At 63.8% G+C, this 23911-nt stretch carries 28 protein-coding genes and 1 pseudogene; 23 read left to right on the top strand and 6 right to left on the bottom strand.

The annotated features are described in order from the left end of the window. Nucleotides 1–5: 5 nt before the first annotated feature. The 5 genes and pseudogenes from BM43_RS17880 to BM43_RS40575 all read right to left on the bottom strand — a co-directional run bounded on the left by BM43_RS17880 (nucleotide 6) and on the right by BM43_RS40575 (nucleotide 3255). Nucleotides 6–398, bottom strand: coding sequence for a hypothetical protein (locus tag BM43_RS17880; protein ID WP_036050080.1), 393 nt, complete (start codon nucleotides 396–398; stop codon nucleotides 6–8). A 167-nt stretch (nucleotides 399–565) separates the two neighbouring features. Beyond that, a pseudogene (locus BM43_RS17875) lies at nucleotides 566–1537 on the bottom strand (pyridoxal phosphate biosynthetic protein PdxJ); the annotation flags it as partial. Next, entirely contained in the window at nucleotides 1537–1899 is a 363-nt protein-coding gene (locus BM43_RS17870) for a hypothetical protein (RefSeq protein WP_036050083.1), read from the bottom strand. The gene BM43_RS17870 and the pseudogene BM43_RS17875, both read right to left, overlap by 1 nt. 51 nt (nucleotides 1900–1950) lie before the next feature. Further along, a complete protein-coding gene (locus tag BM43_RS39090; protein ID WP_025099044.1) occupies nucleotides 1951–2169 on the bottom strand; it encodes a hypothetical protein in 219 nt (72 codons plus the stop codon). A 360-nt stretch (nucleotides 2170–2529) separates the two neighbouring features. Then, complete coding sequence (locus BM43_RS40575; RefSeq protein ID WP_155296535.1) at nucleotides 2530–3255, bottom strand: hypothetical protein; 726 nt, start codon at nucleotides 3253–3255, stop codon at nucleotides 2530–2532. A gap of 160 nt (nucleotides 3256–3415) precedes the next feature. Here BM43_RS40575 and BM43_RS17865 point away from each other — a divergent pair, with 160 nt between their 5' ends. The 16 genes from BM43_RS17865 (at nucleotide 3416) to BM43_RS17795 (ending at nucleotide 17420) form a co-directional block, all read left to right on the top strand. After that, nucleotides 3416–3958, top strand: coding sequence for a hypothetical protein (locus BM43_RS17865; protein ID WP_036035932.1), 543 nt, complete (start codon nucleotides 3416–3418; stop codon nucleotides 3956–3958). Further along, nucleotides 3945–4328 carry a hypothetical protein gene (locus tag BM43_RS17860; protein ID WP_036050087.1) on the top strand — a complete coding sequence of 128 codons (384 nt, stop codon included), beginning with the start codon at nucleotides 3945–3947 and terminating at the stop codon, nucleotides 4326–4328. The genes BM43_RS17865 and BM43_RS17860 overlap by 14 nt, the downstream gene beginning before the upstream one ends. 260 nt (nucleotides 4329–4588) lie before the next feature. Beyond that, nucleotides 4589–7096 carry a virulence-associated E family protein gene (locus BM43_RS17855; protein WP_036050090.1) on the top strand — a complete coding sequence of 836 codons (2508 nt, stop codon included), beginning with the start codon at nucleotides 4589–4591 and terminating at the stop codon, nucleotides 7094–7096. 220 nt (nucleotides 7097–7316) lie between these two features. Further along, entirely contained in the window at nucleotides 7317–8090 is a 774-nt protein-coding gene (locus tag BM43_RS39080; RefSeq protein ID WP_080742228.1) for a zinc finger-like domain-containing protein, read from the top strand. A gap of 219 nt (nucleotides 8091–8309) precedes the next feature. After that, nucleotides 8310–8504: a hypothetical protein gene (locus BM43_RS17850; RefSeq protein ID WP_036050092.1), complete on the top strand. Its 195-nt coding sequence runs from the start codon at nucleotides 8310–8312 to the stop codon at nucleotides 8502–8504. A 112-nt stretch (nucleotides 8505–8616) separates the two neighbouring features. After that, nucleotides 8617–9186 carry a MarR family transcriptional regulator gene (locus tag BM43_RS39075; RefSeq protein ID WP_080742227.1) on the top strand — a complete coding sequence of 190 codons (570 nt, stop codon included), beginning with the start codon at nucleotides 8617–8619 and terminating at the stop codon, nucleotides 9184–9186. Then, the gene (locus BM43_RS17840) at nucleotides 9074–11152 is read left to right on the top strand and encodes a phage terminase large subunit family protein (protein ID WP_330219071.1); all 2079 of its coding nucleotides are present in this window, start codon (nucleotides 9074–9076) and stop codon (nucleotides 11150–11152) included. The genes BM43_RS39075 and BM43_RS17840 overlap by 113 nt, the downstream gene beginning before the upstream one ends. A 10-nt stretch (nucleotides 11153–11162) precedes the next feature. Next, a complete protein-coding gene (locus BM43_RS17835) occupies nucleotides 11163–11369 on the top strand; it encodes a phage head-tail joining protein (protein ID WP_036050101.1) in 207 nt (68 codons plus the stop codon). After that, on the top strand, nucleotides 11366–12856 hold the full coding sequence (locus tag BM43_RS17830) for a phage portal protein (RefSeq protein ID WP_036050102.1): 1491 nt from the start codon (nucleotides 11366–11368) through the stop codon (nucleotides 12854–12856). The genes BM43_RS17835 and BM43_RS17830 overlap by 4 nt, the downstream gene beginning before the upstream one ends. Then, complete coding sequence (locus tag BM43_RS17825) at nucleotides 12853–13944, top strand: head maturation protease, ClpP-related (protein WP_036050104.1); 1092 nt, start codon at nucleotides 12853–12855, stop codon at nucleotides 13942–13944. Before BM43_RS17830 ends, BM43_RS17825 begins: the two co-directional genes overlap by 4 nt. Before the next feature lie 29 nt (nucleotides 13945–13973). Then, the gene (locus BM43_RS17820; protein ID WP_013698682.1) at nucleotides 13974–14318 is read left to right on the top strand and encodes a head decoration protein; all 345 of its coding nucleotides are present in this window, start codon (nucleotides 13974–13976) and stop codon (nucleotides 14316–14318) included. Between the two features lie 82 nt (nucleotides 14319–14400). Continuing rightward, entirely contained in the window at nucleotides 14401–15396 is a 996-nt protein-coding gene (locus BM43_RS17815) for a major capsid protein (RefSeq protein ID WP_036050105.1), read from the top strand. A 1-nt stretch (nucleotide 15397) separates the two neighbouring features. After that, nucleotides 15398–15688: a head-tail joining protein gene (locus BM43_RS17810; RefSeq protein ID WP_025099034.1), complete on the top strand. Its 291-nt coding sequence runs from the start codon at nucleotides 15398–15400 to the stop codon at nucleotides 15686–15688. 4 nt (nucleotides 15689–15692) lie between these two features. Further along, nucleotides 15693–16223, top strand: a complete 531-nt coding sequence (locus tag BM43_RS17805; RefSeq protein WP_036050106.1) for a phage tail protein — start codon at nucleotides 15693–15695, stop codon at nucleotides 16221–16223. Further along, nucleotides 16213–16743 (top strand): hypothetical protein, encoded by a 531-nt coding sequence (locus BM43_RS17800; protein WP_036050107.1) that lies wholly within the window; start codon nucleotides 16213–16215, stop codon nucleotides 16741–16743. The genes BM43_RS17805 and BM43_RS17800 overlap by 11 nt, the downstream gene beginning before the upstream one ends. Further along, nucleotides 16740–17420: a phage baseplate assembly protein V gene (locus tag BM43_RS17795; protein ID WP_036050108.1), complete on the top strand. Its 681-nt coding sequence runs from the start codon at nucleotides 16740–16742 to the stop codon at nucleotides 17418–17420. The genes BM43_RS17800 and BM43_RS17795 overlap by 4 nt, the downstream gene beginning before the upstream one ends. Before the next feature lie 27 nt (nucleotides 17421–17447). Here BM43_RS17795 and BM43_RS40570 read toward each other — a convergent pair whose 3' ends face one another. Continuing rightward, nucleotides 17448–17888, bottom strand: coding sequence for a hypothetical protein (locus tag BM43_RS40570; RefSeq protein WP_144417677.1), 441 nt, complete (start codon nucleotides 17886–17888; stop codon nucleotides 17448–17450). 101 nt (nucleotides 17889–17989) lie between these two features. On the opposite strand from BM43_RS40570, the gene BM43_RS17790 reads away from it, so the two are divergent. From BM43_RS17790 to BM43_RS17760, 7 genes are all read left to right on the top strand, one after another. Continuing rightward, complete coding sequence (locus BM43_RS17790) at nucleotides 17990–18181, top strand: hypothetical protein (RefSeq protein ID WP_036050109.1); 192 nt, start codon at nucleotides 17990–17992, stop codon at nucleotides 18179–18181. A gap of 2 nt (nucleotides 18182–18183) precedes the next feature. Further along, complete coding sequence (locus BM43_RS17785) at nucleotides 18184–18516, top strand: GPW/gp25 family protein (protein WP_036050111.1); 333 nt, start codon at nucleotides 18184–18186, stop codon at nucleotides 18514–18516. Then, entirely contained in the window at nucleotides 18513–19409 is an 897-nt protein-coding gene (locus BM43_RS17780; RefSeq protein ID WP_036050112.1) for a baseplate assembly protein, read from the top strand. Before BM43_RS17785 ends, BM43_RS17780 begins: the two co-directional genes overlap by 4 nt. Continuing rightward, entirely contained in the window at nucleotides 19399–19977 is a 579-nt protein-coding gene (locus BM43_RS17775) for a phage tail protein I (protein ID WP_036050113.1), read from the top strand. The genes BM43_RS17780 and BM43_RS17775 overlap by 11 nt, the downstream gene beginning before the upstream one ends. Further along, a complete protein-coding gene (locus tag BM43_RS17770; RefSeq protein ID WP_036050116.1) occupies nucleotides 19965–21929 on the top strand; it encodes a phage tail protein in 1965 nt (654 codons plus the stop codon). The genes BM43_RS17775 and BM43_RS17770 overlap by 13 nt, the downstream gene beginning before the upstream one ends. A 13-nt stretch (nucleotides 21930–21942) precedes the next feature. Further along, nucleotides 21943–22662, top strand: coding sequence for a tail fiber assembly protein (locus BM43_RS17765; protein WP_036050119.1), 720 nt, complete (start codon nucleotides 21943–21945; stop codon nucleotides 22660–22662). Between the two features lie 71 nt (nucleotides 22663–22733). Beyond that, a complete protein-coding gene (locus tag BM43_RS17760; RefSeq protein WP_036050120.1) occupies nucleotides 22734–23903 on the top strand; it encodes a phage tail sheath subtilisin-like domain-containing protein in 1170 nt (389 codons plus the stop codon). Nucleotides 23904–23911: the final 8 nt, after the last annotated feature.

Raw genomic sequence — 23911 nt, 5'->3', positions numbered from 1 at the left:
GACGGTCATACGTGCGTCCCTCCTTTGGTCATGGTGTTGCTCACTGTTGTTTCATTGGTTTTCTCGGCCGCCGGGATCGCGCGGCCGAGTTGCATCAATCCCGTTTCCAAGGTGATGCCGGCGGTTGCTGCCCAGGTGCGGGCTTCCTGCGCGGCCTTGTGGCGGGCGAATGAACCGATCTCGTCGGCCATCAGGTCCAGCAGCTCGACATCGGCCGCGTGCGAGACCTCGGCGATCAGCGTGCGGATCTCGATGCGAAGGGCATCGAGCCGCGCGAGCCGGCCTTGGCGGGTATCCGCCAAGGCTTTGTTCGTCTGGATAGGTTTGCGCCGCGCGAGCGGCGCCTTCCCTCTCTGGATTGCTTTTGCGGGCGAAAGCCCGCTGCTCTCCGTCTGCATCGACGTCCCGTTGACGCTTACGAGCGCGATAGCCGGGTGCTTCGTCGCGCGTTCCCGCTTGCGCGGCAGCGGACGTGGGGTAGAAGGGGCCGGGCGAGGGCTCAATTGGCGGCTCCTTTCGGATAGGGCCATGCGGCATTGGGCTCAAGTCCGGGTTTAGTCCCGCCTTTGGGCCGCGCAGCATCGAGCATGTCTGCTAGCGGCAGCATCGCGCTGTGAACCGTCGCGATGGTGGGGGAAGAAAGCTTACCGAATCCGCTATCGTGAAGCACCGCCTGCAGCGCATCCAAAAGTTGCTTTGCCTGCTGTTCGTTGATCTTCGTAGGCGTGATTGAACGCGTTGCCGGTTGCTTCCGCCTCGGCGATTGCTCGGACAGGGGGGGGGGCGCCGCTGCAGCGGGCTGTCGGGCGTCTCGCGACGCGTCGAGGTGTTTCTTTGTCACGCGGCCCTTGCCGGACTCCGATGCCTTCGCCGCACCTTTCTGAAGTCGTTCAAGAGCTTTGTCGGCCCCGTGTTCGCGAATCTGCTCGATCGCCAGCGTGCCGGCGACGGCGCCATTGCGAACCATCTGGTGCAGTTCAACCGGGGCTCGTTCGAGCAGTCCGACATCGCGGACGGTTTGGTCCGTGACGTTCAAGCGCTTGCAGATCGCCGCTAGCGTCATGCCGTGAATGTCTCGTAGCTCGGCGACGACGCCCGCTAGTTCGAGCGGCGACGAGCGCTTGCTGTCGTTGCTGAGATAGCCGTCGATCACCATTTCGGCCCGGATGACCGTCTTGGCATCGCGTACGACGACGGGGATCTTTCCGACGTCCTTACCTGCCTCGATTGCCTTCCCGGCCGCGAGGTAGCGGTGCTGCCCCTTGTAGACATACAGCAGATCCTTGCCGTCCACCTTTCGCACGTAGCAATGCAGCGGCGAACCCTTGTCGTAGCCGTTTTCGACGATTAGTGCTGTGAGGTGAGTAACCCACTCGGGGTCAACCGGGCGGATGTTGTCGGCCGGGTCATAGTGAAGTTGACCGTAAGGCACCATCCAGAGGTCTGCGGACGTTGCGCCGGCTGCAGCGGCGGCTGCTTTCGCGGTTCCAGTGGGAATTGGCGCAATGAGGTCGAGGTGACGTGTCCGGTCGTCCATCACACAGTCTCCCTGGCCGTCTGACGTTGACCGTTGCCGCGCTTCTTCGCCTTGCGGATTGTCATCGACGCCGTCTTGGCCGCTGCGCGCTTCTTGTCACGCAGCCGTTTCACTGCTTGGGCGCAGTCGTCTTCGCTCGGGATCGAAATCTGAGTGCCGGCGATGTCTCCTTCGTCGAGGATCAAATACAGCGTGTGCAGGCTGTCGGTGATGGGGCGACGGCCGACGACATATTTGCCGACGAGGATCGGCGTGGATGGGCGTTTGGCATTGCGGTCATAACGCACAACGCTCCGCAGTGAGAGGGTGTCACGGCGATCAGCGTCGAAGAGGGGCGCAGCTTTGAGTTTGATTCGCGACATGGTTGGGTCTCCATGGCGCCGGGGGCGGTTACCCCGGCATGTGCGGGGTGGTTAGGCGGTGAGGCGGTGTGCGGTCGGCTGTGCTTCGATCGGGGCGTCTTGCAGCAGATTTGCAACGATGATCAAAAGCACGGCCACGATCGTTGCGCGGACGATCGTCGACTTCTCAAAGGTAATTCGGCGTGCGGCTTCGGACTGCACCACGCGCGGTGCTTGTTCGTTATCGAGCCAATCGTGGCGCGCGTCCGTATGCGAGTCAGTCAGTTTCACAGTCAGTCTCCGGTTGGGCGTCAGGCGACGCGATGACCGGAATTAAACATCATGTTTAGTTTCAATGCAAACACTATGTTTAATCTGTGGGCGTGCACTCGCTACCCGCGTTTACGCGGCGGCAGCGGGTCAGTGGCTCAAAGTGACTTTTCTATGTACGAGTCGAGCGCCAGCGATGCCAGTTCCTGGCACCACGAGAGGACGGCGAGAAGGTGCGTTGTATCGAGGACGGGGCGCGAGGCGATTACCTTGCCGGCCCGGGTGATGGAAAAGCGAATGTCGGTGACGACGTCTGATTCGTCCGGGATCGAGGTACGGCGTGGTTTCCTGCCTGCTCGATATGCTGCTAAATCGACGACCTTAGCGCGTCGATCCCCGTTTTTGTACTTCATTGTGTGGCTGGCCCTCGGGCATCATCGCAGCGCGTATTGCGCTACGTGAGCGTTTTGCAAACGCCGCCGCAGTCGCGTTGGATGTCCCTGCTGCAAGCATGCCTTCCAGTGCCGTCATGAGTTCGGGCGAGACCTGGTTATTCGTCGTGGCTTCGGTGAAAGCGGCGACAAACGCTTTTGCTCGTTCTTGTATCGCGGGGGTCGGCGCCGGCAGCGGCTTCGATTTCTGTTGATCCGTCTGATCTTTTGAAGTCTTACCGCCGCGTAAACTTTCTTTCAGTCCGCCTGCGTCAACCATTTCTCCTTCGCCAGTCCGAAGCCATTCCGCCCTGCAGCCAAGCGCGGACGCGGCTTTCAACGCACCAGCCGCCGACATGCCACGTCGCTCCCAATTGTTCAGCAATTGAGGCGACTCGTTCAGTAGACGCGCGACGTTGGCCGGGCCTTCGACGTCCCGGAGTTGTTTAGCGGCCGCGTAGAGACGCTGGGCCGTTTCGTGAATGGCTCGCATGGGCCACATGGTCTGCGATGTAAACGCCTTGTTGTTAAACGCTGCGTTTGCATTTGATATAAACATAGTGTTTAATGTCGCCTTATGGACAAATCTGCTCACATCAACGCGGACCGACAGGCAATCGAGCGTTTGGGTGGCCCGGCCAGGGTCGCGGAACTCCTTGGATACGAGAAAAGCCATGGCGGTACTCAGCGCGTCTGCAATTGGCTCGTGCGAGGCATCCCTGCTGCGGTGAAGGTCGAGCGGCCTGACCTGTTTATGCCGGACATCGCCAGTTCGCATCGTATGACGTCTGTTCCGGGCACGACAGCATGAAAACCTACCTGTCCCAACATCAAATATGACCTGCCGATACGACAGCACGGAATGGCTGGACGTGCTCTACACGTCCGTGCGCAATACGCCGGGTGGCGTCGCTGACGCCGCGAACCACCTCACGAATCGACGCGGAAAGAACATCACGCCCGAGTCGCTGCGCCTTCGACTGCGTGGCGTCGGCGACAGCCGGCTTTCGATGGAGATGTTCGAGCTGCTGGTCGAGTGGATGCAGGAAAAAGCCGAGGCGAGCGCGCATGCACTCGACGCCTTGCACGCGTTGAATGGGCGGTTCGGTCTGGTCGCTGAGGCAGTCGACGAACAGGGAGCGGACGACGCGGGCGATGGCAGTGCTATGCGGCTGGTGTCGACTGCCCTGAGCCTGCAGGCGCATGTCGGGCTCGTTGCCGACGATGTCACGCGCGCCCTTGTCGACCGTCGTATCGACGACAACGACGCGGAGAAGATCATCGCAACTGGCCGGAAGGGGCAGCGTCTGTTTCAGCGCTTGATCCACGCAGCTCGAAACCTCGCCGCACGTCGCCGTCGTCGTCATGGCGCGGTTTAAGCCCGGCATGAGGTGCTGTCGGCCTCATCGTGAACAGATCGACCTCTGCTGCTCGCACGAGCAGCATTTGGCCTGCGCCGTCACGGCGCTTGCATCCCGATTCGAGTATGCCCCCGCCGAAGTGGGGTGCTTGCTATCCGAACTGATCGCCACGTTCCCCGATCGCCTCGCTCCGATTCTTGCGGAAGCGAAGGAAGCGGGATGCGTGCATTTATTCGTCGAGCGAGCGGCGCGTGCATGCGCAGCGCTCGCGACGAAGGCGGAACGTCACGCGTTCCGCGACCAGCTTAACGATCGTCTCTGCGCGCCGGACCTTGCCGCGTTCGACGATCTCATGTCGGCGGAATGGCGTCGACTGCGCGGCAAATAACCGGAGACACATGTGGACGTGAACGGAACCAGTAGCGCGTTGCGTCGCGGCGCATCGCAGTACAGCCGCTCGCCGAGTGGACGGCAGTGCTATGCCGCCGGCCGGGCAGCGTGGCGCAGCTTCTCTCACAAGGTCGCACGCGACCGTCGCCTCGACGAGCTCGATGCGGCCCGACGCGCGGGCTAACGGGGCATTGCTCAACGAATTGTGATCTGGCCGCGACATGCGGCCAAAGTAACTTTGAACGAGGGAATTATCGTATGGCGACACTGGACCAGATTATTCAGCAATTGCGTGCGGCGGGTCATCCCGACCTGCCTGCCGGCCATCCCGTCGCGGACGGTAAGCATCACCGGTATGGGCCGCGCAAGAAATACTGGTATCAGCTTCGAGAGATCATCAGCAAGGGGGCGGTAATCGGCTACGGCGGTACGTTCGGTCATTTCTCGGGCGACGATCCGGGCACCGAGCGATTCGAGTGGAGCGGTGCGCCGATGAGTGAGGACGTGCTCGCTGAGACCCGACGCCGGCAGGAAGCCGCCGACCGTGAGCAGGCAGAGCGTGATGCGCGTCAGGCGAAGCTCGCCGCGAACCGCGCGCATGATCAGTGGAACCGTGCGGCAGAGGATGGCAAGTCCGCCTATCTTGACCGCAAACGCATCACGGCCGAAGGCGTGCGTTTCGACGCGGACGGCACGATGTTCGTGCCGATGTATCAGTACGGCAACGATGCTCGGCTCGTCGGCCTGCAGAAGATCACCCCGGACGGCGCGAAACGCTTCAACAAAGGCATGGAAAAGAAGGGCGCGTCGTATCTGCTCGGCGAGGTCGGCGCAGACGACCAGATCATGCTGGTCGCCGAAGGCTACGCGACCGCGCGCTCGATCCGCATGGCGATCGGCGAGGCGTTCGCGGTCAATGTCTGCTTCGACGCAGGCGGCATTCTCCCGGCTGTGCGTTACCTGCGTGCGACGTATCCGGACGTGCATGTGCTGGTCTGCGCCGACGACGACTGGAAGATCGAGCAGCGCATGCGCGACTGGCTCGCCGACGAGTTTGCTTTCCGGGGTGAACTGGTGTTCGGTGCCGATCCCGTGCGGATCGAGGCGAAGAGCACGTGGTACATGGTCGCCGTGTCGCGCCGTCGTGACGACAATGGCGTGCCGTATGTCGAGGCGAGCTACGGGAACGACGTGATGCCGTTGCGCCGCAAGCGCTTCGAGAACACGGGCCTGAAGCGTGCGTACGAGGCGGCAGCGACGGTCGCCGACGTCAGCGTCGTGTATCCGGTATTCGCCAATCGCGGCGAGCGCAAGCTGACCGACTTCAATGACCTGCACGTCGAAGAGGGTATCAACCCTGTCCAGGCGCAGGTGCAGTCGGCAATCTTGCGCGTCATCGCGCCAGCGAACGAAGAGATCCGGCCGGCGATGGCTGCAGTGTCGACCGCGGACGCCACACGGGCGAAACTCGCCGCGACGTCCGCTGCCGCGAAACAGCCGAAATGGGATGGCCGCGAGGCAGAGAACGGCGCACACACGTGGGAGCAGGATCTGACGCGATCGGACAAGGGCCGGCTGCTGCCGACGCTCGGGAACGTCCATTTGATCCTGTCGAACCACAAGGCGTGGCAGGGCGTGATCGAGCAGGACGACTTCGGTGGTCGCGTGATGAAGCGCAAAGCGCCCCCGTTTCCGCAAGGCGTCACGGGCGAGTGGACCGACATGGACGACCAGCGCACGGTTCTCTGGCTATCTCAACGGTATGGCCTCGACACGCGCACCGATATCGTGATGAACGCGGTCCTGTTGGTAGCGGACACGACCCACTTCCATGACGTCCGCGAATACCTCGAACGGCTGAAATGGGACGGCGTGCCGCGCGTGCGATCAATGCCGTCGACGTATCTGCGCGTGGCCGACAGCGAGTATGTGCGGCTCGCGTTCATGAAGTGGATGATCGCGGCCGTCGCGCGCGTGATGGAGCCGGGCTGCAAGGTCGACAACGTCTTGATCCTCGAAGGCAAGCAGGGGCATCGCAAGTCAACGGCACTGAAGGTGCTGGCAGGCGCTCCGTGGTTTACCGATACGCCGATCCAGATCGGCAACAAAGACACGTACGCGGTGCTGGCCGGGAAGTGGGTGATCGAGCTGGCCGAGCTGGACTCGTTGAACAAGGCCGACTCGTCGGCGGTGAAGAGCTTCTTCGCGACGGCCGTCGATCGGTTCCGCAACTTCTACGGCAAGCGGGCGACCGACGTTCCGCGTCAATGCGTGTTCGCCGGCTCGGTCAACTTTGACACGTACCTGAAGGACGAGTCGGGCAACCGGCGTTACTGGCCGCTGCGCGTCGGCGGTCTGGTCGACATCGACGGCATTGTGGCCGTTCGTGAACAGCTCTGGGCGGAAGCCGTGCATCTGTATCGCTCGGGCGTCGTTTGGCACGTGGAAGAGCATGAGCGCCCGCTGTTCGAGATCGAGCAAGCCGAGCGCTACGAGGGCGACGTGTACGAGGACAAGATCGCCAAGGCGCTGGAGTTCGTGTCGCGCACGACGATGGAAGAGATCCTCGCGGACATTCTGAAGCTCGATACGTCGAAGTGGACGCTCGCGGAGCAGCGCCGCATCGGCAAGGCATTGAAGTCGCTCGGATGGGTGCGCAAGCGCGAGTCGACCGGATCGCGCGGTTGGTACTACGTGAAGGAAGAGCAAGAGCCGCAAGCGGAGCGCGAGCTGGTCGCAGCGGGTGATGACGACAGTCCGCTGTAGTCGCGTGGCGCGCTTTGCCTGCACGGTAAGCGCGCCACTTGCCCCGTCTTGGCGCGCTGTGGACGTCCCATGTCCCAACGTCCCAAGGCGCGGTCTCGGGCGCGGGTGCAGGGGCGCGACATGCGCGACGTGAGCGGCGCATGTCGCATGTCGCAAGCGCGCACCCCTGCAAGCCTTTTCCTTTGGGACATTGAGACATTAGGACGAGTAGGAGAGTGGAATGATTGATTTGAAGGAGCGGGCAGGTATCGCAATGAGTGTGCGTGGTCAATTCACCGAGCCTATTGCCGATCCTAAAGTTACTTTGGGCGCACTCGCATTTGCGAACGATCTCGGTCGAATGCTGGTTCGGATCAAGGCCGCGCAGCAGGCGAAGCCCGAAACGATTCGACGTGCGACGCTGCTGTTGGCGCAGATGATGCGAACGTCGGGGCGCTTCAAGCGAGGTAAGTTTTCTGGATTGAAGCGCGATGAGCGCCGCGAGCAACGTGCAGGTGGCGTCGTCGAGCGTGTGCAGGTGGACGTGATTGAGCGATTCGCTCTACGACTGATCGACGAGTGGGTCAACGATCAATGCATGACATGCGACGGTCGTGGGGTGTTTCGGAGAGTGCCGGATCAACCGGCCGCGACAGTACGGTGTCTCGTTTGCGCGGGACGCGGAAAGATATGTGTTGCGGAGGAGCGCATTCCGTTCTTTCATGGACGTAACGGGCCGCTGGTGTTCAGGGAGCACGAAGGTTGTAGCGTATGCGGCGGCATGGGGCGAGTAATGATGGCACCGGCAGCGAGCGTCAAGGGGCGGCACATTTGTTCCGATTGCGGTGGGACCGGCAAACGACCGATCGATGATGCGGCTCGTGCACAAGCGCTTGGCGTGACACTGAAGGAGTACAGACGAAACTGGTCGTGGAGGTTCCACGACATGCTGGGATTGCTTGATGCGGTCGACGGCTCGGTATCTGACACGATGCGCCGACAGTTGCGAGAATGAAACATCTATCATTCCAAGAGTAGATCGCGTAAACTTCGAGAATCCTTTACCGCGTCACTGGATATTCGCTGGCACCGCGCGTTAGTCGTGCAAACCTCTCGGGACAAAACAAAGATACGAGGAGCCCGTTAGGTCGTGTGGGGGCGTTCGTCCCTACGAAATGAATTCTGAAGCCCTGAGTGCGAAAGCCCTCGGGGCTTTTTGCATTGGGGCGCCGAAATGCGAATCGAATCAACAGGGGCCGGCCTGGACGAGTTCTGGTCGGCATCGGATGAGTACGGTCGCCTGGACTACGTGACCGCGCGCACCTTCGATCTGGGCGATGTGGTGGATCGTATCGCGTGGGCGATGGAGCGGGCTGGCGGGGCCGGTGTGACCGAGCGGGCGGCAGCAGGGGGCATGCCTACGTTTTAGGCAGGGCACCCCTGCTCAGAAAGTGGGCGGGGACCCCCCAGCAGGACGGACATGCGGGGGCTCGCACCCGCGCTTTTTCTCTACTGGTGAAACTCCAAGGGGGGTCATATTCATGCCCACTCAATTACAGATTGCGGAACACCTCGACCTCGACCAGTCAGCGGTTTCGCGCTTCGTCGACAAGATCGGTCTTGATTACCGGGACGCGACGATTGATGACGTGCGTCTCGCGTACATCCGGCATCTACGCGAAATGGCTGCTGGCAGAGGAAGTGGTGGTGGCCTCGATCTCGTTGCCGAGAGAGCGAAGACAGAAATCGTCGAGCGCGAACTGAAGTTGCTGGCGCTTGCGGAGAAGAAGCGCGAGCTTGTCAACGCACAACAACTTGAACGCGCCTACGGCGAAATGGTGACTGCGTTTCAGATCGAACTGCTGGCCTTCCCGGACAGTTTGGTTCAAGAACTGCGCACGTTGTACGGCGTAGACGTCGATGTCGAATGGCTGAATGAGCACATTTATGGATTTCTTGAGCAACTATCTCGATACGGCTCAGACGGTGAAGGACGTCATCCGCCGACTGGCCGCGCTACTCCGACCGCCGGAGAAGATTGGTACGACGGAGTGGGCGGCAAATTACCGCCGGATGAGTGCGAAGGCGGCGGCGAAGCCGGGACGCTATAACCCCAACGTCACGCCGTGGGTTATCGGCATGCACGCTGCGCTAGACGATCCAAAGGTGCAGAAGGTCGTGTGCATGAAGTCAGCGCAGGTCGCATGGACCGATGGCGTGTTGCTCAACTACATTGGCAAGCGGATTGACGTTGATCCGTGCCCCATGATTGTGATGTTTCCGAAGGAAGGCGCTGCGAAAGATTTCAGCAACGAGAAATTCAAACCCATGGTGGAAGTGACGCCGCGTCTGTTATCGAAGTTGCCGATTCAGGCTCGGCGAGACAAAAACAACTTGTGGTATCACAAGACGTTTCCTCGTGGGTTCTTGAAGTTCGTTACCTCCAATTCACCGACTGCGGTTAAGTCGACGCCGGCCCCCGTGGTGGCGGTGGAGGAGCCCGACGACGCGAACACCAACGTGCGCGAGCAGGGTGACTCGATCACGCTGCTAGAGGAGCGGACCAAGAGCTATTCGGACAGCCGGCGCAAGGTGATCTTCGGCGGCACGCCAACAGTCGATGGCTTCTCGCGGATCCAGGCTGCGTATCACGCGTCGGACCAGCGCGTGTTCCTCGTGCCATGCCCTGATTGCGGCGAAGAACACGAACTGGCATGGGAGAACGTTACCTGGACTGATGACGCTGAAAAACTGCATGAAGTGTTCGGGCGGGCGCGGCCCGACTCGGCCCGCTACGTCTGTCCGCACTGCGGATCGTTATGGGATGACGCTGCGCGGATCCGCGCGGTGCGCAAGGGGCGCTGGGTTGCGACAGCACCATTCTTCGGCGTCGCAGGCTTTCGGCTCAACGAGCTTGTGTCGCCGTTCCCCGGCTCGCGTATGCCGGAACTGGTCAAGAAGTGGCTCACGGCCGAAAAGGCGCTGCTCGCGGGAGACGACACGAAAATGCGGTCGTTCGTGAACAACTCGCAGGGCCGGCCCTACAAGTACAAGAGCGACTTGCCCGAGTTGGATGAACTGGCCGAGCGCGCGATGCCCTATGCGGCATTCACGGTGCCGGCCGGCGGCCTGCTGCTGACGCTAGGCGTCGATGTACAGCACGATCGGATCGCGCTCGTCCTGCGCGCATGGGGGCGGGGCGAGGAAAGCTGGCTGGTCGTATGGGACGAGATTCGCGGCAACGTGCTGCATCAAGACGAGAATCCGCTCGAAGGTGGTGTATGGGGCGCGCTGACCGAGATGCTGATGAGCGGGTATCGCCACGAAACGGGCGGTGTGCTCCGGATCCGGGCGATGTCGATCGATTCGTCGGACGGCTCGACGTCGGACGCTGTCTACAAGTACGTGCGAGCCGCGCGGCGGGCCGGCCTGAACGTCATGGCGATCAAGGGCAGCACCGATGCGAACGCGGAGGTTTTCAGCGTCCCGAAGCAGTCGGTCGACTCGACGCGGAACAACAGCAAGGCGGCGAAGTATGGCTTGCGCCCGTTCATGGTGGGCGTGAGCAAGGCGAAAGATCTGATTCTCGAGAATCGTTTCAAGCTGGACGGCGAAGGGCCGGGGCGCATGCATTGGTACGTCGGGGTGCGTTCTGACTACCTGTCGCAGGTCACGGCCGAGGTGAAGGTGCCTGGGCGAATCGGTTCGAAGCGGGTCTGGCAGAAGAAGGCCGGCGCCCGAAACGAGGCGCTGGACTGCGAGGTCTACGCCCTGCACGCGGCTCGCAGCGTGAAAACGCACATGATGATTGAACGGCACTGGAGCGATGAGCAGTTCCGTATCTCGCAGTCGTCGTTGTTCGAGGCAGTGCCGATTCTCGAAGCGCTGCCGTTCGCATTGCCGATCGAGGAAGTGCCGGATCCGCCGGCCGAGTTGGTGCCGTCCGAAACTATGGAGCCGGCGCCTACGCAGCCGGTGCCGCAGCAAATCAACCCCGCCGAAACCCCGCCACCGAGCGGGGTTTCGCGCATTCAGGGGCGTCGCATGGGCCGGTCGAGCTATCTCGGGCGGCGCTAGGAGGTAGAGCATGCCATACACGAGGCAGGATCTGGAGCGCGTCCAGTCGGCAATCGCCAAGGGCGAGCTGGAGGTGCAGTACGCCGACAGGCGCGTGCGTTACCGCACGATCAGCGAGCTGCGCGACGCGCAAACCGAGATCGTTCGCGCGCTCGACGGGGCGGCAGGCCGGCCCCGCATGTTTCGCCTGCGACATGCGGGCAAGGGGGTGCGATGAGCCGTGCTTACCCCTCGCTCGCGCAGCGCGGGTTTGTCGTTCCGACTCGCGTGAAGGCGGCGGCGTACGAATCGGCCAGTACGGTTGGCGCCCGCGCGAAGGCGTGGCGGGTGTCGGGCGCCGGGCCGAACGCGGCGGCGGTGCAGAATCTGCCGTTGATGCGAGCGCGTGCGCGGGATGCGATCCGTAACGATCCCTGGGCGAAGACAGCCATCGGCCGGCTGGTGTCGAACACGATCGGCGCCGGCATCCAAGCGCATCCGCAACACCCGATCGATGCGATCCGAAAGGAGCAAAAGCAACTTTGGGAGGACAGCGGGGAGGAGATCGATGCCGATGGCCGATACGATCTGGCGGGCGTGCAGAGCCTCGCCGCGCGCTCGTTCTTCAGCGACGGCGAGGTGCTGGTGCTCCGGCGAATGCGAAACCTGCGAGACGGGTTGGCTGTCCCGATGCAGATCCAGGTACTGGAAGGTGACATGCTGCCGATGGACAAGAACGAGATCGTGGCCGGCGGGGAGATCATCAACGGCATCGAATTCGATCACGATGGCCGGCGCGTCGCCTATCACCTGTATCGGCGGCATCCCGGCGAATACGGTCGGGCGTCGTCCCCGAGCATGCAGACGGTACGCGTGCCCGCCGACCAGATCGCGCATGTGTACCAGGCGCTACGGCCGGGACAGGTGCGCGGTGTGCCTGAGCTGTCGACGGTGCTGCTGCGGTTGCGCTCGCTCGACAACTTCGACGATGCGGTGCTGTTCCGGCAAGAGGTCAGCAACCTGTTTGCCGGCTTCATCGTCAAGCCGCATTCGGAGCCGGGCTTGATCGGCGATCCGATTACTGGCGCCGCTGTCGATTACGACGCGGACGGTTTCTCGCCGGTGGTTTCGCTCGAACCGGGGGGCATGCAGGAACTGGCACCGGGCGAGGACGTGCGCTTTGCATCGCCGCCGGGCGCGGGCACCGACTACGCGCCCTTCATGCGGCAGCAATTGATGGCGGCAGCGGCCTCGGTCGGCATGCCCTACGAGGTGCTGACGGGCGATCTGCGCGACGTCAGCGATCGGGTGTTGCGCGTGATCCTGAACGAATTCCGGCGGGCGGTCGAGCAAATCCAGTGGAACGTCTTCATCCACCAGTTCTGCCGCCCGGTCTGGCGCTGGTGGGTCGACGCGTGCGCGCTGTCGGGGGCCATGTCGATGCCGGACTACTACCGCAGGCGCCGGGACTACTTCCGGGTGCGATGGGTGCCGCAAGGATGGCCATACATCCATCCGGTGCAGGACGTCACGGCCAAGCGCATGGAGATCCGCTCCGGCTTGGCGAGCCGGTCGGGCGCTGTCCTCGCGCGCGGCGACGATCCCGAGCAGGTGGACAACGAGAACGCGGCGGACCTTGCGCGCGAGCAGCGCCTCGGGCTGCGCTACGACACGCTGGTGCCGGTCGAGGACACGGGCAGCAATTCGAATGGGGATGACGAATGAAAGGCAAGAAGAAGTGGTGGGACATCCGCGCGCAGGCGAACGCGGCCGGCGGCAACGACGTCGAGATCCGGATCTATGGCGACATCGGTTTCTGGGGCACGGACGCCGAGCAGTTCGCTGCGCGGCTTGACGAGGTCGGCCCGTCGGCGGCATCGATCGTTGTCGCGGTCAACTCGATGGGCGGCGACGTGTTCGACGCCTTCACGATCTACAACCTGCTGCGGCGCTACCCCGGCAAGACGACGGGGCGCGTCGACGGCATCGCGGCCTCGGCCGCATCGCTGCTGCTGATGGGGTGCAGCCAGATCGTGATGCCATCCAACGCGATGCTGATGATCCATAACCCACATACGCTCGCGGCGGGCGACGAGGGGGAACTGCGCCGGCTGGCGGATCTGCTCGGCAGCACGAGCGCGAACATGCTGGCGGCGTACGCCGAGCGCAGCGGGCAGACCGAGGACACGGTGCGCGAGCTGATGGACGCCGAGACCTGGCTGACGGCGGCGCAAGCCGTCGAGCTGGGATTCTGCGACACGATCGAGGAACCGATTCGGATCGCGGCGTACGCAGGCGCCCAGCCGCTCGTCGCGCGGTTCGCGGCGATGCCCGAGCAGGTCCGCGCCCTGGTCGATGGCGAGCCCGAGGCGCCGCCGAATTCGCCTGCTGATCCGCCCGTGGATCCTGTCGATCCGCCGGCCCCGCAGGATCCGCCGCAGCCGCCGAATGTGGCGGCGCTGGCCTCACATGTGTACGCATCGTGCCGCGACGCGCGGATCGAACACTGCGCCGAGGGCATCGTGCTCGCGACGGGCCTGCGGGATCGCGCAACGGTGGACGCGGCGATTCGTACCGCGCAGGACATCGCAGGCATCTGTCTGGCGGCGAACCTGACCGAGCTGACGGCCGGGTTCGTGTCGGACGGTCTGAGCCCGGATCAGGTGCGTGCCCGGCTCTATGAGCGCGTGACGGCTTCGCAGGCGCATATCAATCCCAGGCAGACGCCGAGCAGCCCGAGCGAGCCGGTGGTCGCCGCGAACGCGCCGCGTGCAGCTTCCATCTACGCAGCCCGCCGCAGCGGCGGAAAGTAACTTTGACGTCCCATGAGGAGGGGCAAACCATGTCGATTGTGAAGGAACAGGGCATTCTCCCGGCCGAATTTCTGGTGTCGGAAGGCAACGGCCAGATCTCCCGCGAGCAGATCGTCGTCAAGGCCGGGCCGGCGCTGCCCGCCGGCCAGGTGCTCGGCGTGACGAATACGGGCGAATACGCCCCGTACGACAACAAGGCCGAGGACGGCTCGGAAGTCGCGGGCGCGGTGCTCTACGCGCCGCTGGCGGCGTCCGAGGAGTCGCGGCCGGCGACCGGCATTGTCCGGCTCGCCGAGGTCGTGGGCGGCCTGCTGACGGGCCTGGACGCGGCGGGGCGCACTGATCTCGCGGATCGCCACGTGATCGTTCGCTGATCGCGCAGCAAGACAGACCTACGAAGGCCACGCATCGCGTGGCCTTTTTCTTTTTCTTTTCCATTTCCAGGTTGGAGGTTGTATGGCGGATATCGCCCTGTTTCAAGACGACGCTTTCTCGCTCTCGTCGCTCACGGCAGCAATCAACGATCAGCCGGCGGTGCCGGGCCGGGTCGGCACGCTCGGGCTGTTCGAGGAGGACGGCATCACGACGACGACGGTCCAGATCGAGCGCGACGGCGACACGCTGGCGCTCGTGCCGGCCGGCCAGCGCGGATCGCCCGCCCCGGTGGTCGGTGGCAGCAAGCGCAGCATGATCCCGTTCAACACGGTCCACCTGCCGCAGCGAGGCTACATCGCGGCGGACGAGGTGCAGAACCTGCGCGCATTCGGCTCCGAAAGCGAGCTGGAGGCGCTGCAGACGGTCGTGAATCGGCGCCTCGCGAAGCTTCGGCGCCAACTGGACGCCACACACGAGTTCCACCGCATCGGCGCGATCAAGGGCGCGGTGCTCGACGCGGACGGCAAGACGGTGCTGATCGATCTGCTGAAGTATTTCGGCATCAAGCAGACGGTGATCGGCTTCGAGCTGGACAAGCCCGAGACGGAGATCCGCCTGAAGTGCAGCGAGGTGCAGGACGCGATCGAGGATGCGCTCGGCGCGTTGACCTACACGGGCGTGCGCGTGCTGTGCGGCCGCACCTTCTGGAACAAGCTGATCGTCGCGAAGACGGTGAAGGAAACCTACCTGGCGACGAGCATGGCGGCGGCCCTGCGCGGCGACGCGCGCGACGCGCTCGACTTCGGCGGCTGCACGTTCGAGCGCTATCGCGGGCGTGTCGGCGATATCGGGTACGTGGCCGACGACGAGGCGCACGCCGTGCCGGAGGGCGTGCCCGACCTGTTCATCTCGCGCTTCGCGCCGGCCGACTACGTCGAGGCGGTCAACACGACGGGCCTGCCGTACTACGCGAAGCAGGAGCTGGCCCCGTTCGGCAAGGGAATCGACATCGAGGCGCAGTCGAACCCGATTCACCTCTGCACGCGCCCGAAAGCGTTGATCAAGCTGAAGGCTTGATATGCGGTTCCGCGATCTGATGGCGGACGTCGATGCCGCCGTGAAGCGCGATCTGGCGGACGACGACGTCACGATCGACGGGAAGCCGGTGCAGGGCATGTTCGCGGCGCCGTGGCTGGGGCCGGATCTCGGCTCACGGCGCACGCAACTGGTGGCGCCTGTCCTGCATGTCACGGACGCCGATGCCGCGGTCGTCAAGGTCGGCAGCATCGTCGTCGCTGGCGGGAACCGTTACCGCGTGCACGAACTGCAGCCAGACGGCACGGGGTGGACGGTCTTGATCTTGGGGTAAAGGCATGGACCTGCTGAAAGTCGAAATCGACGTGAAGGGGGCGCTGGAAGCGCTCGCCGCGTTGCCGCCTGCCGCGATGCAGTCGGCATGGCGGCGAACGCTCCGAAAGACGGCGGCCTGGATCAAGAGCCAGACGGCGAAGGATGTCGGCCGCGCAACGGGGATACAGCAGAAGGTGATCCGACAGCGGACGTACTTCTACATGCGGTCTGCCGATAGCGGGAAGGTGTGGCTCGGTCTCAATCCGATCGGGGCGCACCGGCTCGGGGCCGTGCGTCGCACGCGCAAGGGCATTCGCGCCGGCAAGACGCTGTTCGAGGGCGCGTGGCGCATGACGGAGAAGGCGCCGGATGGCCCCGTGTTCCGCCGAACCGGCAAGGGGCGCACGCCGATCGAGGTCGTGACGTTCGATTGGGCGCATGAAGGCGATCCGGCCTTTCGGCGTGCCGCCCGAGCGTGCGAGGAAAGGCTGCTGGCGGTGCTGCGGCAGGAGGTCAACTACGAAATCCAGAAGGCGGCAGGCCGTGCTCGATAACCTCAAGCAACTCCACGACGCGATCGAATCCGGGCTGCGTGGCCGGCTCGCCGGGCTCGACCGGGTGCTGGCCTATCCGGAGATCGGGAAGTCGATCGAGACGCCGCTGGTGGCGATCGAGCTGGCCGAACTGGAGCCAGGGCACGACGACGGCACAGGCCGCGTGCCGTTGATCGGACGGATGCAGGCCCGCATCGTCGTCGATCCGTTGGTCCCTGGCGCGGACATCCTGGTGCGTGAGCTGTCCGCCCGTGTGCTGCGCGCCGTTCATGGCGAGACCTGGGGATTGCCGATCACGCCGGGCAAGCAGATCGGCTCGGCGGCGGAAGACCCGTTCCGGCCGGATCTCGATACCTATCTGGTGTGGCTGGTCGAGTGGGTGCATGAATTCGACCTGGGCGAGATGGCCGAGCTGCCGCCGCAGGGCCGGGAGATCCGCTGGGGCGTCTACCCGGAGACCGGGGGCGAGCATCGCGGTGACTACGTCGACGTGGCAATCGCAGAGGAGGGGCACCCGTGAGCGACTACGAGCTTGGCGAAATGGATCGCCGCATGGCGTGCCTGACGCAGTCGGCGATCGTGGAGGCGGTGACCTACGATCCGCCGCGCGTGAAGGTGCGCATCGGCGATTGGGTCAGCGACTGGCTGAAATGGCAGGCCGGTGCTGCCGGCAAGGTCCGGCATTGGCGTCCGCCGTCCGTCGACGAGGAGGTCGCCTTGTGGGCACCATCCGGCGATCTGGCGGGCGCGTTCGTCGCGCCCGGCTACTACACGGATCAGCACGGCGGTGCCGGCCGAACGAGCCCGGATGAGACGGCCATGGATTACCCCGATGGGGCGTTCGAGCAATACAACCACGCGACGCACGACTACACGCTGTCGGTGCCAGCCGGCGGCCGGATCCTCTTTCGCATCGGCTCGACCGAGTTCGAGCTGAGGGCAGACGGCGCAACGCTCCGAAGCGACAAGCTGCTCGCCGAGGTGCCGGATTCCACGTTCACGGGCAACACGACGACGGAGCGGCTGCTGACGTTCAACGGCGGCATGCAAGGCCGGCCGGGAGAGGGGCAGGGCGTCGCGGTGAAGGTTGATGGTGGGGCGGAATTCACGGCGGACGTGCTGGCCGCCGGGACATCGGTTCATGGGCACCAGCATCGCGAGCAAGGCGACGGCGAGCTGGTGAGCGAGCCGATATAGGTCCTATGTTCGTCGCCCGTGCCGATCTCAATTCGTTGCGGCATGAAATGCAAGGGCGGTGCCCATTGAAAGAGCGAGAGATACGCCCTTTCTAATCGCATCCGATGTTCCATTCTTAATGTTGACCGCAAGGTACTCCCCGAGCGATTTGTCCGGTGTCAGTGATGCGGGCGTTGCCTTAAGCACTTCAAGCCCCTTGGATGACAAAACGGCGTAGCGGCCTGGTGTGTGGGGGTCTGCCATCATGTTTATGTATCCAGCTGCATTGAGCCAGTCAACGGTGTCGAAAAAGAATTTTGCATTTTCGGCATCCTTGTAGGCGATGGTAATGAAGCCTGAAGTCGGTGTAACCGTGCTGTTATCGAATCCGAAGTCTGCGAGAGTGAGGTTGATTTTCACGGGAAATGCTTGATAAAGACGAGCAAAGATGCGAGCAACGAGTTCGTCAAATTTTTGAATATTTTCCATGTCGTAGGCAAAGTTGCTTTGTGTTAGTTCGTAATGTTACTCGTTGTTTTGTGAAAACTAGCCCCGCTGCCGTGCGGGGTTTTTTATTTCTTGGGAGGCATATGTCGAAACAGGTGGAAGCCTCGGTACCGATCGTGTTCATCGACTCCGAGTATCGCAGCCGTGTCGTGGTGTTTCCCGATGGTTCGTTTATTCCGGTGCTCGCTGGAAAAGCCGAGGTGACGGCGCCCGAGCACGTCGCCTATCTGGAGTCGAATCCGAGTTTCACGCGGATCCCGGCGAAGGAGCAGTAACGATGGCGCTGGTCGGGATGTGCCGTCGCTCAGGGCGGCTGATCCGTGGCGTCGAGCATCTGGTGCAGAGCATCGGCGACATCCTGAGCACGCGCAAGGGCACGCGCCGGCAGCGGCCGGAATACGGCTCGGATCTCCCGGCCATGGTCGACTTGCCCGTGACGCGCGGGTGGATCTCGGCCGTCCAGGCCGAGGCAGCCGGCGCGATCGGACGATGGGAGCCGCGAATCAAGCTGGATCGGGTCGCGGTGCAGTCGGTCGTCGACGGCAAAGTAACTTTCCTCATTGCTGGTCGCTATGACGACGGCGATGTCGTGTTCGAGGTGACGATATGACCATGATCGATCTCTCGGCGATGGATCCGCCGGATCTCGTCGAAACGCTGGACTTCGAGGCGACGTACCAACTGAAGCTGGCCCACTTCAAGAGCATCTACCCGGACTGGACTGCGGCGCTCGAATCGGATCCGGTGGTCAAGCTGCTGGAGCTGGCGACGTACGAAGAAATTCGGTATCAGGCGCGTCTCAACGATTGCGGACGGGCAGTGCTACTCGCCTGCGCGACCGGGGCCGATCTCGAACACCTCGCCGCGCTCTGGAACATCAAGAAAGAGATCGTCGATCCCGGCGATCCGGATGCGCGCCCGCCGATTCCCGTGACCTACGAGAAAGACGATCGCCTGCGCCTTCGCACACAGATGGCGATCGAGCAGGCGACGACAGCCGGCCCGGCGGGCTCGTATCGCTCGATTGCGCTCAATGCGTCGGCCGACGTCGCGGACGTGCGGGTCGATCGCGGCATGCCGGGCGTGGTTCGCGTGGTCGTGAAGTCGCAATCGAACGGCGGGGTGCCCAGTGCCGCGCTGCTCGATGTGGTTCAACGCGCCCTGACGCCTGAGGATCGGCGCCCGCTCAACGATACGGTGCAAGTGCTGCCTGCCCGGCCCGTTGACTACTCGATCGTGGCGGACATCTACGTCGGTCGCGGCCCTGACCCCGAGGTCGTGATCGCCGCACGGCGTCTCGATCTCGATATCGCGGTCAACGATGGCGCCCGACTGCGCAACGGCATGCCGCGCTCGGCCATCACGGGGGCACTGCATCCGAAGTCGTCGGGCGTGGTGCGGGTCGATCTGACGGCACCGGCCGCTGACGTCGAATGCGAGTTCGACCAGTTCGCGCGGTGCGCGTCGATCACGCTGAACGCGAGGGTGAAAGATGACGACTGAACCGCTCTTGCCTGCGAATCAAACGTCGCTTGAGGCGGCGCTCGCTCAGGTGATGCGCCCGAGCGTCGAGCCCGACATCATCCGCACGCTGTGGGACGCGGATCGCTGCCCGGCGGCGTTCTTGCCCTGGCTGGCCTGGTCGCTTCAGGTGGACGGGTGGGAACTGGCCGAGTCGGACGAGGCCCGCCGCGAGCTGATCAAGTCGTCGCTGGCGATCTACCGGCGCAAGGGCACGCCGTGGGCGATCCGGGAGATCGTTCGGCGGCTCGGGTTTGGTGAGGTGGACATTCAGGAAGGACGGGGCCTGTCCCGCCGCGACGGCTCGGCCCGCCGCGATGGGCGCTATCTGCATGGCGGCGACGGCGCCTGGGCCGAATACATCGTCACCTTGAACCGCGCCGTGACGCGCGACCAGGGCGAGAAGATCAAGCGGGCGATCGAGCGTTATGCGCCGGCCCGCAGCAAGCTGGCATGGCTGGACTTTTCCGAGGTTGCGATCCGGCATAACGGCGTCGCGACACGCAACGGGCAATTTACACGAGGGATTATCGGAACATGGCCAATCTGAAAGAGGACAGTGCCTGGGTAGACGGTATCTACCAGTTGGAGACGTCGGATCCCGTGCAGGGCGGCCCCGATGGTGTCGACAACGTGCAGGCAAAGCAACTTGGGAGCCGCACGCGATATCTGAAGGATCGGGCTGATGCGACCGACAAGCGGGTCGACGCGATGGGGCAAACGGTGGCGGGCCTCGGGACCGACAAGCTGCCTGTCGCGGGCGGCACGCTGAAGGGCGTGCTGCTTGGGAAGCTTGGAGCCATCGCACCGAACAATCCGCAAGGGGCGGGTTACGGCTTTGACGGCGATGCGGACAGCGGGATGTTTTCGCCGAAGGATGGGCTCGTGCAGATCGGTGCGCAAGGGATTGCCCACTTCGAGACGCGCGGCACCGACACCTACGTGGGGCCGAATGTTGCCGGCGGCAATCTGGTGTTGGTTGCCGGAGCGGATGGCCGGGCGTTGGTCACGAGTGAAGGCCGGATGCTGGTCGGGGCGTGGAACAGCGACGGTGTGAGCCGGCTGCAAGTCACCGGCACGGCTCGTGCGGATGGATTCGTGTCGGATGCCCTGGACGCCGGCGGTGCGCATTTCCGCGCACGCAATGGCGACTACGGCGCCTTCCTGCGCAACGACGGCACGAACGTCTACCTGCTGTCGACGAAAAAGGGCGATCCGTCTGGTCAATTCAATGACTATCGGCCGTTCGCCTGGAACCTCTCGACCGGTTACGTCACGATCGATGCGACCGGCAAGGGTACGACGATCGGCGGCAACGCGACGATTGTGGGCGACGCGAAGATCGGCATCGCGACGAATGAGGGGCGGGCGTGGATCGGCCCGCTCAATGGCTATTTCTACTCGAATGCGTTGTCTGTCGGCTGGTGGTCGCCGACGATCGGCTCGTTCCAGTACATGGTCGACGATCGATCCTTCCGTATCGATGGGAAACCCGTCTGGCACAGCGGGAACGTGACGCCGCTCGACGCGAGCAAGGGGGGCGTGATGAGCGGCAGCGTGACATTCGCCGCCGGTCAGCGGCTGTTTCTCGATGAGGGCAGCGCGGCGTTCCCCTCGATCGCGTTCGTGAACGATGGTGTGCCCGATACCGGTCTCTATCACGCGAGAGACGGTGTCTTCGGCGTCACCTGCAATGGCGTTGTCACGGTCACGTTCGCGCAGGAAGCGACCTATTTCCAAGCGCCAGCGGCCGGGCCGTCGCCGGCTGCGGGTGACAATTCGTTGCGTTTCGCGACGACAGCATGGGTGACGGCAGCGATCGGCACGGCGTCGATCGGCCAGATCGTCATGGAGGCGCGGACGTCCACGCGCGCGGGCTATGTGAAGTGCGACGGCTCGCAATACAAGCGCGCGGATTATCCGGCGCTGTGGGCCTATGCACAGGCCAGTGGTGCGCTGGTATCGGAAGCCGAGTACGCGGGTGGTCGCTGGGGCGGCTTCTCGACGGCAGACGGGCAGACGTACTTCCGGGTTCCCGATCTGCGCGGCGAGTTCCTGCGCTGCTGGTCGGACGGGCGCGGCGACGTCGACGCCGGCCGCGCGATCGGCTCGTTCCAGGCCAGCCAGAACCAGGCGCACACGCATGCCGCGTCATCGAGCACGGTCGACGATCACTGGCACAAGGTTTGGAGTGGACCGAACGGCTGGCACGATCACGGCGTCAATCAAACGCCGCATGCGCACGTCACGTGGACCGGCGCCGTGCAGGTGGCGGGCACTGCACCGGGCGCCGGCATGGGCCCGTACAACGGGCGCGTCACGCAGATGTGGTCCGACGAGGCGATGGCCAACATCGGGATTGCCGGGAATGGCACGCACGATCACGCGATTGCCATGGACGGCGCCGGAAAACACGCACACACGATCAGCGTTCAAGCCGATGGCGGCGCCGAAGCGCGTCCGCGCAACGTCGCCTTGCTGGCGATGATTCGCGCATATTGAAAAGAGGGAAAACATGCTCTGCAACCACTACGACAGACAGACGGGCCAATACCTGAGCAGCACGCTCGCCGACTCGGATCCGAAAGACGATAGCCGCTGGCTCGAACCGGCTTTCTCGACGGTCACGCCGATCCCTGACCGTAAGCCGCTCACGTGGCCGTTCTGGAAGGACGGCGCCTGGGTGTTGATGCCCGACTATCGCGGGCGCGTGCTGTACCGAACCGATACCGGCGAGCGCACCGAGATCCTGGCAGCGGGTGTGACGCCGGCCGATGCCGGTCTCACGGAGACGCCGCGGCCGTCCGACGAGTACCGCTGGACCGATGGCGCGTGGGCGATCGATCCGGACATCGTGGCGCGCAAGGCGAAGGAGCGGGCGATGGCGGAATTCCAGCATCGGCTGGCGAACGCACAGACGAGGAACTACGGCCGAGCCGATGCGCACGCAGCCGGCGTGCTGTCGGATGTCGAGGAAGCGCAGTTCGTCGCGTGGTCCAAGTACCAGATGGATCTCTCGCGCGTGGTCAATGCGCCGGACTTCCCTGCCTCGGCCGTGTGGCCGGTCGAGCCGGACGACGACGCGATCCGCCGTGAAGTCGATGCCAAGCGAGCCGCTGCCGCTGCCGCAGAAGCGGCGAAAGCGGAGGCGGAGCAGGCTGACGAGGCGGATTCGGTGGACGACAAGGTCGACGCGGATCCGGCGCCGACGACGGACAGCACCCGTAAAAAGTAACTTTCCGGACCCCGTTCCGATCTTTCACAGAGCCGCCCGCTTGGGCGGCTTTCTCATTTCTGGAGACCCGTATGGGAGCAACCTCGTTTTTTCACGGCATCACGACGACGATCGTCGACTCGGGGCCGCGCACGATCGCCGTGCCTTCGTCGTCGGTGGTGGGGCTCGTCGATACGTACACGCCCGGCGCGGGTCTGGCGCAGCCGAACGTGCCCGTCCAACTGACAAGCTATCGCGATGCGGTGGTGGCGTTCGGCGACACGAGCACCATCGCACGAGCCGCGCGAGCGATCTACGCGCAGAGCCGCGCGGTCATCGTCGCGGTGGGCGTGCCGGCCGATGGCGACGAGGCGCAGCGCACCTCGGCCGTCATCGGGGGCGTGACGGCGAGCGGAGCGCGCACGGGCATGCAAGCGCTGCTCGATGCGAAGTCGCGATTCAACGCGCAGCCGCGTTTGCTGATTGCGCCGGGGCACTCGGCCAAGCAGCCGGTCGCGACGGCGGCCGACGAGCTGGCGGCGAAGCTGCGCGGTATCGCCGTGATCGATGGTCCGAACAAGGACGACGAGGCGGCGATTGCCTACGCGCAGAACTTCGGCAGCAAGCGCCTCTACATGGTCGATCCTGGCTCGACGATGTGGGACACGACGGCCAACGCCGACGTCGCCGTACCGTCTTCGGTGTTCGCGGCGGGCCTGTTCTGCCAGACCGACGCGAACATCGGCTTCTGGGCGTCGCCGTCGAACAAGGAAATCACGGGTATCACGGGCACGGCCCGGCCGATCGAATACCTCGACGGTGACGAGACCTGCCGCGCGAACCTGCTGAACAACGCCAATATCGCGACCATCATCCGCGACGGCGGTTATCGCCTGTGGGGTAACCGGACGCTGTCGGCAGATCCGAAGTGGAAGTTCGTCACGCGGGTACGCACGCTCGACATCGTCATGGACGCGGTCCAGGCCGGCCACAAGTGGGCAGTCGATCGCGGCATCACGGCAACTTACGTCAGCGACGTGACGGAAGGGCTGCAGGCGTTCATGCGCGACCTGAAGCGCCAGGGCGCCTTGATCAACTTCGAGGTCTACCCGGATCCCGAGCTGAACACGGCCAGCCAACTGGAGGACGGCAAGGTGTACTGGAACATCCGCTTTACCGATGTCCCGCCGGCCGAAAACCCGATTTTCCGCTTCGAGGTCACCAATCAATGGATGACCGAAGTACTCGATAACCAGATCTAAGGGGGAAA

Source organism: Burkholderia gladioli (genome assembly GCF_000959725.1).
Classification (GTDB): Bacteria; Pseudomonadota; Gammaproteobacteria; order Burkholderiales; family Burkholderiaceae; genus Burkholderia; species Burkholderia gladioli.
Note: the sequence above shows the minus strand (reverse complement) of the source record. Positions and strands in the feature narration are given on the sequence as shown.